We start from the raw sequence: 6,706 nt of genomic DNA, 5'->3' as shown, positions 1-6,706 counted from the left end.
TGGTCCGGGTCCGCACCGGAGAGCGTGGAGTCGACGCCCTCTGACCGACCAGCCGCACCGTCGGTGCCCGGGACCGCGCGCGGTCCCGGNGCACCGTCGCGTCCACGCGGCATACCCACCACCCCCGACTTCTGGCCACGGGTGTGGCAGCGGAAGCAGGAAACTGGGGTCTGGTGAGGCACCGCTGGCCACAAGTGGGCCGCGTCGAGCACAGGTGGCCGGACGTGAAACGCGGCGACCCAACGCAAATGACCTCAGACGTCTAACACAGGCGTAACACGGAGGCGCACGTTCGGAAACGTCGAGAGGGCACGGTGGTGATGTGACGATCGAGGAGACCGACCTGGCGGCCCGCCGCCTGGACCTGGCGGGGGCCAGGGGCTTCGATGCCCCGGGAGCGGGCCCTGTGCGCCGTGACGCCATCGCCAGCCTGACCCGCGACTGGCTCTCCCAGGTGTGGACCCAGGCCCTCGACGGCAAACCCACCGAAGGCATCGCGCTGGCCTCGGTCGGCAGCCTGGCCCGCGGTGACGCCGGTCCCCTCAGCGACGTGGACCTCGTGCTCCTGCACTACGGCCGCTCCCTGAGCGGCGACGACCTGCGGGGCCTGGCCGACCGAGTCTGGTACCCCGTGTGGGACGCAGGCGTGAAGCTCGACCACGCCGTCCGCACGGTCAACCAGTGCCGCACGGTGGCTTCGGGCGACCTGACCGCGGCCGTGGGGCTGCTCGACCTGCAGTGCGTGGCGGGCGACCCCGAGGTGGTGGCCGCCGCACGCTCGACGGTCTCGCACGACTGGCGCGCGAACGCCCGCCGCCGGCTCCCGCAGCTGGTCGACATCCTCAAGGCGAGGCACGCCCGCCACGGCGAGCTGGCCCAGAGCCTCGAACCCGACCTCAAGGACGCCCACGGCGGCCTGCGCGACATGACGGTGCTCAGCGCCCTCGTGGCCGCGTGGCTGACCGACCGGCCGCACGTCGGGGTGGACGAGGCGCACCAGACCCTCCTCGACGTGCGCGACGCAGTGCACGTGGTGACCGGCCGGGGTCGCGACCGGCTCACCCGTGAGGACCACGACGCCGTCTCCGCGCTCCTGGGGCACACGGACTCCGACGAGCTGATGACCTCGGTGGCCGATGCCGGTCGCACGATCGCCTACGCGCTCGACGGCACGGTCCGCCGCGCCGGGCAGTCCCAGCGGGCTCGCACCCTGCGGGTGGGACCGCGCCGACCGCAGCTGAACCCCTTGGGGTTCGGCATGTTCGAGCACGACGGGGAGGTCGTCCTCGGCCCCCGCAGCACCCTCTCCACCGACGCCCTGCTGCCCCTGCGTGCCGCCGTGGTTGCCGCACGGGCCAACCTGCCGATCGCGCCCACCACGCTGGCCAACCTGGCCGGACAGGCCCCCACCCTCAGCGAGCCGTGGCCCGAGATCGCCCGTGACCTCTTCGCCGACCTGCTCGCGACCGGCCCTGGGCTGATCGGCGTCTGGGAGGGCCTCGACCAGGCCGGCATCATCGACCGCTGGCTGCCGGAGTGGGCGGCGGTGCGGTCCCGGCCGCAGCGCAGCGCGGTTCACCGCCACACCGTCGACCGGCACCTCATCGAGACCGTCGTCCTCGCCGGCGGACTGGTACGCAGCGTCACCCGCGCCGACCTGCTGCTGCTCGCCGCACTGCTGCACGACATCGGCAAGATCCGCGGGGCGCACGACCACTCCGCCACGGGCGCGCCGCTGGCCAAGGCGATCGCCACGCGTCTGGGCTACCCCGCAGCCGACGTCGAGGTCGTCACGACCCTGGTCCGTGAGCACCTCACGCTCATCGACCTCGCCACCCGCCGCGACCACCAGGACGCCGGCACCGTCACCGCCGCGCGGGCCGCCGTGGGCGGGTCGCGCGAGGTCTTCGACCTCCTCGTCGCGCTCACCGAGGCCGACGCCAGTGCCGCCGGGCCGGCGGCCTGGACCGACTGGCGGGCGACCTTGTTGAGCCAGCTCGCCGAGGGGGCCCGCAAGGGCTGGGAGGAAGGTGCCGTGCCACCGCCGGCCGAGACCGCGACTGTCGACGAGGACGACCTGCGCTCCGTGGCCTCGGGCGACCCTCGGGTCATCATCCGGCCGCAGGGTGGGTCCTACCGCATCGACGTCTTCGACCGCGACCGGCTGGGACTGTTCGCCGACACCGCAGGGCTGCTCGCGGCATACGGGCTGGTGGTCCGCACCGCGATCCTGCGCACGATCGACGGCGTCGCTGCCAACGAGTGGCACGTCGAGAGCCCGAGCGGTGAGCCACCGCACGAGGAGCGGATCGTCCGCGGCCTCGAGCGGCTGGCGCAGGGCGACCGGGCCCCGCTTGGCCTGCTCGAACGGCGCCGCCAGTTCGCCGCCCGCCCGAGCGCCGAGTCCGGCACCGGGTCGCCCGGCCAGGCTCGCGCCCTCGTGGTGCCGCACGCGTCCGAGGAGGCCACCGTCATCGAGGTGCGCGCACAGGACCGCCCCGGCCTGCTGCACGAGCTCGGCATGGGGTTCGCCAAGGCCGGCCTCTCGGTGCGCTCCGCGCACATCGCCACGTATGCCGGTCAGACGCTGGACACCTTCTACGTCACCGAGTTCGGTGGTCGCCTCCTGTCGCCGGCCAAGGTCGCGCAGACGGTGGCCATGGTCATCGACACCTGCGACGGCGCCACTCCCGGCTAGGCGCCGCCGTCCCCGCGTGCAGGTATCCGTCCAATTGGAGGGATACCTGCACGCCGACCACCTTCTGGCGCCGTGTCCGGCACGCGACCTGGGGTCGATTAACCTTGGGCGCGTGTTCACCTCACTCTCCGACCGCCTGACAGCCACCTTCAAGAACCTTCGGGGCAAGGGGCGGCTGTCCGAGTCCGACGTCAACGCGACGGTCCGCGACATCCGGCTCGCGCTGCTCGACGCCGACGTCTCGCTGCCGGTGGTGAAGAAGTTCACCTCCGCGGTGCGCGAGCGCGCCCTCGGGGCCGAGGTGTCCGGCGCCCTGAACCCGGCTCAGCAGGTCGTGAAGATCGTCAACGAGGAGCTCGTCGACATCCTCGGCGGTGCGACCCGGACGATCCAGTTCGCCAAGAACCCGCCCACGGTGATCATGCTGGCGGGTCTGCAGGGTGCCGGTAAGACGACCCTGGCGGGCAAGCTCGCCCGGTGGCTCAAGGAGCAGGGCCACACCCCGATCCTCGTGGCGGCCGACCTCCAGCGTCCCAACGCGGTGACCCAGCTCGAGGTCGTCGGTGAGCGGGCCGGCGTGCCGGTGTTCGCCCCCGAGCGCGGCAACGTCGGCGGGCACGACGCCGTCGGCCCGACGGGGGAGGGGACGCGCTCGTTCGGCGACCCGGTCTCCGTCTCCCGAGCCGGCATCGAGCAGGCTCGTCGCGCCCAACACGACGTCGTCATCGTCGACACCGCCGGCCGCCTGGCCGTCGACGAGAACCTCATGCAGCAGGCCGCCGACATCCGCGCTGCCATCTCGCCCGACGAGGTCCTCTTCGTCATCGACGCGATGATCGGCCAGGCCGCGGTCGACACTGCCCTAGCGTTCCAGGCGGGCGTCGACTTCACGGGTGTCGTGCTGTCCAAGCTCGACGGCGACGCCCGCGGTGGCGCAGCGCTCTCGGTCGCCTCGGTCACCGGGCGCCCGATCATGTTCGCCAGCACCGGCGAGGGTGTGAAGGACTTCGAGGTCTTCCACCCCGACCGGATGGCCTCCCGCATCCTCGACATGGGCGACGTGCTCACCCTCATCGAGCAGGCCGAGAAGGCCTTCGACGCCAGCCAGGCGCAGGAGATGCAGCGCAAGTTCCTCGCCGAGGAGGACTTCACCTTCGACGACTTCCTGCAGCAGATGTCGGCGCTCAAGAAGATGGGCGGCATGAAGGCGATGCTCGGCATGATGCCGGGCATGGGCCAGATGAAGGCCCAGCTCGACAACCTCGACCCGCGCGAGTTCGACCGCATCGAGGCGATGGTGCGGTCGATGACGCCGTTCGAGCGCACCCACTCCAAGCAGATCAACGGCTCGCGGCGGCTGCGCATCGCCAAGGGTTCGGGGGTCGAGGTGTCCGAGGTGAACGCCCTGCTCGAGCGGTTCACCGAGGCCCAGAAGATGATGAAGCAGCTCGCCCGCGGCGGTGGCATCCCGGGGATGCCCGGGATGCCCGGCATGGGCGGTGGCAAGAGGGGCCGCCAGCAGCAGCCCCAGCGCAAGAAGTCCAAGTCCGGCAACCCCGCCAAGCGCGCGGCCGAGGAGCGGGCGGCCGCCCAGAAGGCGTCGTCAGCCCGGACCGGGGGCGGTGGCTCAGCGTTCGGCGCACCGGCCGGGGACGGCGGCCTACCGGCTGACCTCGACCCCAACCAGCTGCCCGCGGGCTTCGAGAAGTTCCTCGGCAGGTGAGCCAGGCAGCGCCGCTGCACACCCTGTCGATCGGCACGGCCGGACCGCGAATCGCCTTCCTGCACGGGCTTTTCGGACAGGGCCGCAACTGGTCACAGATCGCCAAGGCGCTCGCGGGACCCGACGGCACCGGTGCGCGCAGCACCCTGGTCGACCTCCCGGACCACGGCCGGTCCCCGTGGTCGCAGGAGTTCTCCTTCGAGGGCTATGCCGCGGCTGTCGCCGACACCCTGCGCGGCATCGACGCCGAGACACCCTGGGTCGTCGTGGGTCACTCGCTGGGTGGCAAGACCGCGATGCTGCTCGCCCTCCAGCACCCGGAGCTGGTGTCGCGCCTGGTCGTCGTGGACATCGCGCCGAAGAGCTACGGCAGCCTGGAGCGGTTCAGCGGCTACATCGAGGAGATGCAGCGGCTCCCGTTGGGCGAGCTGGCCAACCGCGCCGATGCCGAGGTGCGGTTCGAGGAGCCGAACCCCGGCGTGAAGGCGTTCCTGCTCCAGAACCTGCGCCGCGACGGCGACTCGTGGCGGTGGCAGGCCAACCTCGAGCTGTTCGCTGCCGACGCGGCGAAGGGGACCGGCTCGGTGATCGCGGCGTGGCCCGACCTCGCGGCCGGGCTCCGGCCCTACCCGGGTCCGGTGCTGTGGGTCTCGGGGTCGGAGTCGACCTACATCATCGACGAGGACCTCCCCGCCATGCGCGCGCTGTTCCCGAAGGTGCGGCAGCTGACGGTCAAGGGGGCCACGCACTGGGTGCACACGGACGCCCCGGAGATCATCGTCGAGGCGTTGCGCCGCTTCGCCCACACCGGCCCCACGTAGGCCGTCTTGTTGCTTGGCCCTGTTGGAAGCGAAACTTCCGGGTATCCGGCAGCTTCGCTTCCAACCGGGCGAAGCGCCGGTCGTGAGGTGGGGGGCGAACCGGATCGCGCGGCATACCCGGTCGCGCCACAGTCGAGTCATGACCGGACCTGGTGGGGGAGCTGTCTCGAGCCCGGTGGGTGCCCTCTTCGACGCGCGGGACGAGGACGGGAACGTCGTCGTGTGGCAGGACATCCGCTACACCCCGGGGGTCGCTCGCCAGCCTCGGCGCCTCTAGGGTCGGCGCATGGCATCGGTGCTGCACCTGCAGGGGGAGGTCCTGGTCGGGCCCGAGGACGTGCGACCCGAGGCGTGGGTGGTCGGCGGTCGGCTGACCTTCGAGCGCCCGACCGCGCCGGACGGCGACGTGGAGACGCTGCGCGGCTTCGTCCTCCCGGGCCTGGTCGACGCCCACTGCCACGTCGGGCTGGACGCGCACGGTCCGGTCGACGACGCGACCGCGGAGGCGCAGGCGCTCGCCGACCGCGAGGCCGGCACCCTGCTGATCCGGGACGCGGGGTCGCCGGCCGACACCCGGTGGATCGACCAGCGCGACGACCTGCCGAAGGTGATCCGGGCCGGTCGACACATCGCTCGCACCCGGCGCTACATCCGCAACTTCGCCCACGAGATCGAGCCGGACCAGCTGGTCGAGCGGGTCCGGCTCGAGGCCCGCGCCGGCGACGGCTGGGTCAAGCTCGTGGGGGACTGGATCGACCGGGATGCCGGCGACCTCACGCCGTGCTGGCCGGTCGACGTCCTGACCGACGCCATCGAGGCGGCCCACGAGGAGGGTGCCCGGGTCACCGCGCACTGCTTCGGGGAGGCGTCCCTCTACGACTTCGCCGCGGCCGGCACCGACTGCATCGAGCACGCGACCGGCCTCGAGGCGGAGACGATCGCGCAGTTCGCCGAGCAGCAGATCGCCATCGTGCCGACGCTGGTCAACATCGCCACCTTCCCCGCCCTCGCCGAGCCGGCCAAGGAGAAGTTCCCCGAGTACCACCGCCGGATGGTCGCCCTGCACGACCGCCGCTACGCCACCATCGGCGCGGCCCGCGACGCCGGCATCCCGATCTACCTCGGCACCGATGCTGGCGGCTCGCTGCGACACGGCCTGGTCGCCGACGAGGCGCTGGAGCTGACCAGGGCCGGGCTGTCCACCGACGAGGCGCTGCACGCCGCGACCTGGGGAGCCCGGGCCTGGCTCGGTCGGCCGGGGCTGGAGGAGGGCGCCGACGCCGACCTCGTCGTCTACGGCGCAGACCCCCGGCGTGAGATCCGCGCCCTGGCCGCCCCTGAGCACATCGTGCTGCGCGGCGTCACCCTCTGACCCCACCTCAGCTTTATCGGGTCTAGCAGGAACGTTGACCTTCACCCGACTTCCGAAGCGGGGTGAAGGTCAACGTTCTCCCTAGACCCGAT

General features: G+C 72.1%; 5 protein-coding genes. All 5 read left to right on the top strand.

Annotation, left to right across the window (positions count from 1 at the left end; all coding sequences use genetic code 11):
• The first annotated feature begins 322 nt into the window (after window positions 1-322).
• The 5 genes from ASG95_RS14295 to ASG95_RS14280 all read left to right on the top strand — a co-directional run bounded on the left by ASG95_RS14295 (window position 323) and on the right by ASG95_RS14280 (window position 6,614).
• Entirely contained in the window at window positions 323-2,698 is a 2,376-nt protein-coding gene (locus ASG95_RS14295) for a [protein-PII] uridylyltransferase (protein ID WP_235543895.1), read from the top strand.
• Window positions 2,699-2,810: 112 nt separating this feature from the next.
• Window positions 2,811-4,421, top strand: a complete 1,611-nt coding sequence (gene ffh / locus ASG95_RS14290) for a signal recognition particle protein (RefSeq protein WP_056922537.1) — start codon at window positions 2,811-2,813, stop codon at window positions 4,419-4,421.
• A complete protein-coding gene (locus tag ASG95_RS14285; protein WP_056922538.1) occupies window positions 4,418-5,242 on the top strand; it encodes an alpha/beta fold hydrolase in 825 nt (274 codons plus the stop codon). The genes ffh and ASG95_RS14285 overlap by 4 nt, the downstream gene beginning before the upstream one ends.
• 139 nt (window positions 5,243-5,381) lie before the next feature.
• Window positions 5,382-5,519: a hypothetical protein gene (locus ASG95_RS21415; RefSeq protein WP_157582098.1), complete on the top strand. Its 138-nt coding sequence runs from the start codon at window positions 5,382-5,384 to the stop codon at window positions 5,517-5,519.
• A gap of 9 nt (window positions 5,520-5,528) precedes the next feature.
• Entirely contained in the window at window positions 5,529-6,614 is a 1,086-nt protein-coding gene (locus ASG95_RS14280) for an amidohydrolase family protein (protein WP_056922539.1), read from the top strand.
• Window positions 6,615-6,706: the final 92 nt, after the last annotated feature.

Source organism: Phycicoccus sp. Soil803 (genome assembly GCF_001429685.1).
GTDB lineage: Bacteria > Actinomycetota > Actinomycetes > Actinomycetales > Dermatophilaceae > Pedococcus.
This window is presented reverse-complemented; position numbering and strand designations above follow the sequence as displayed.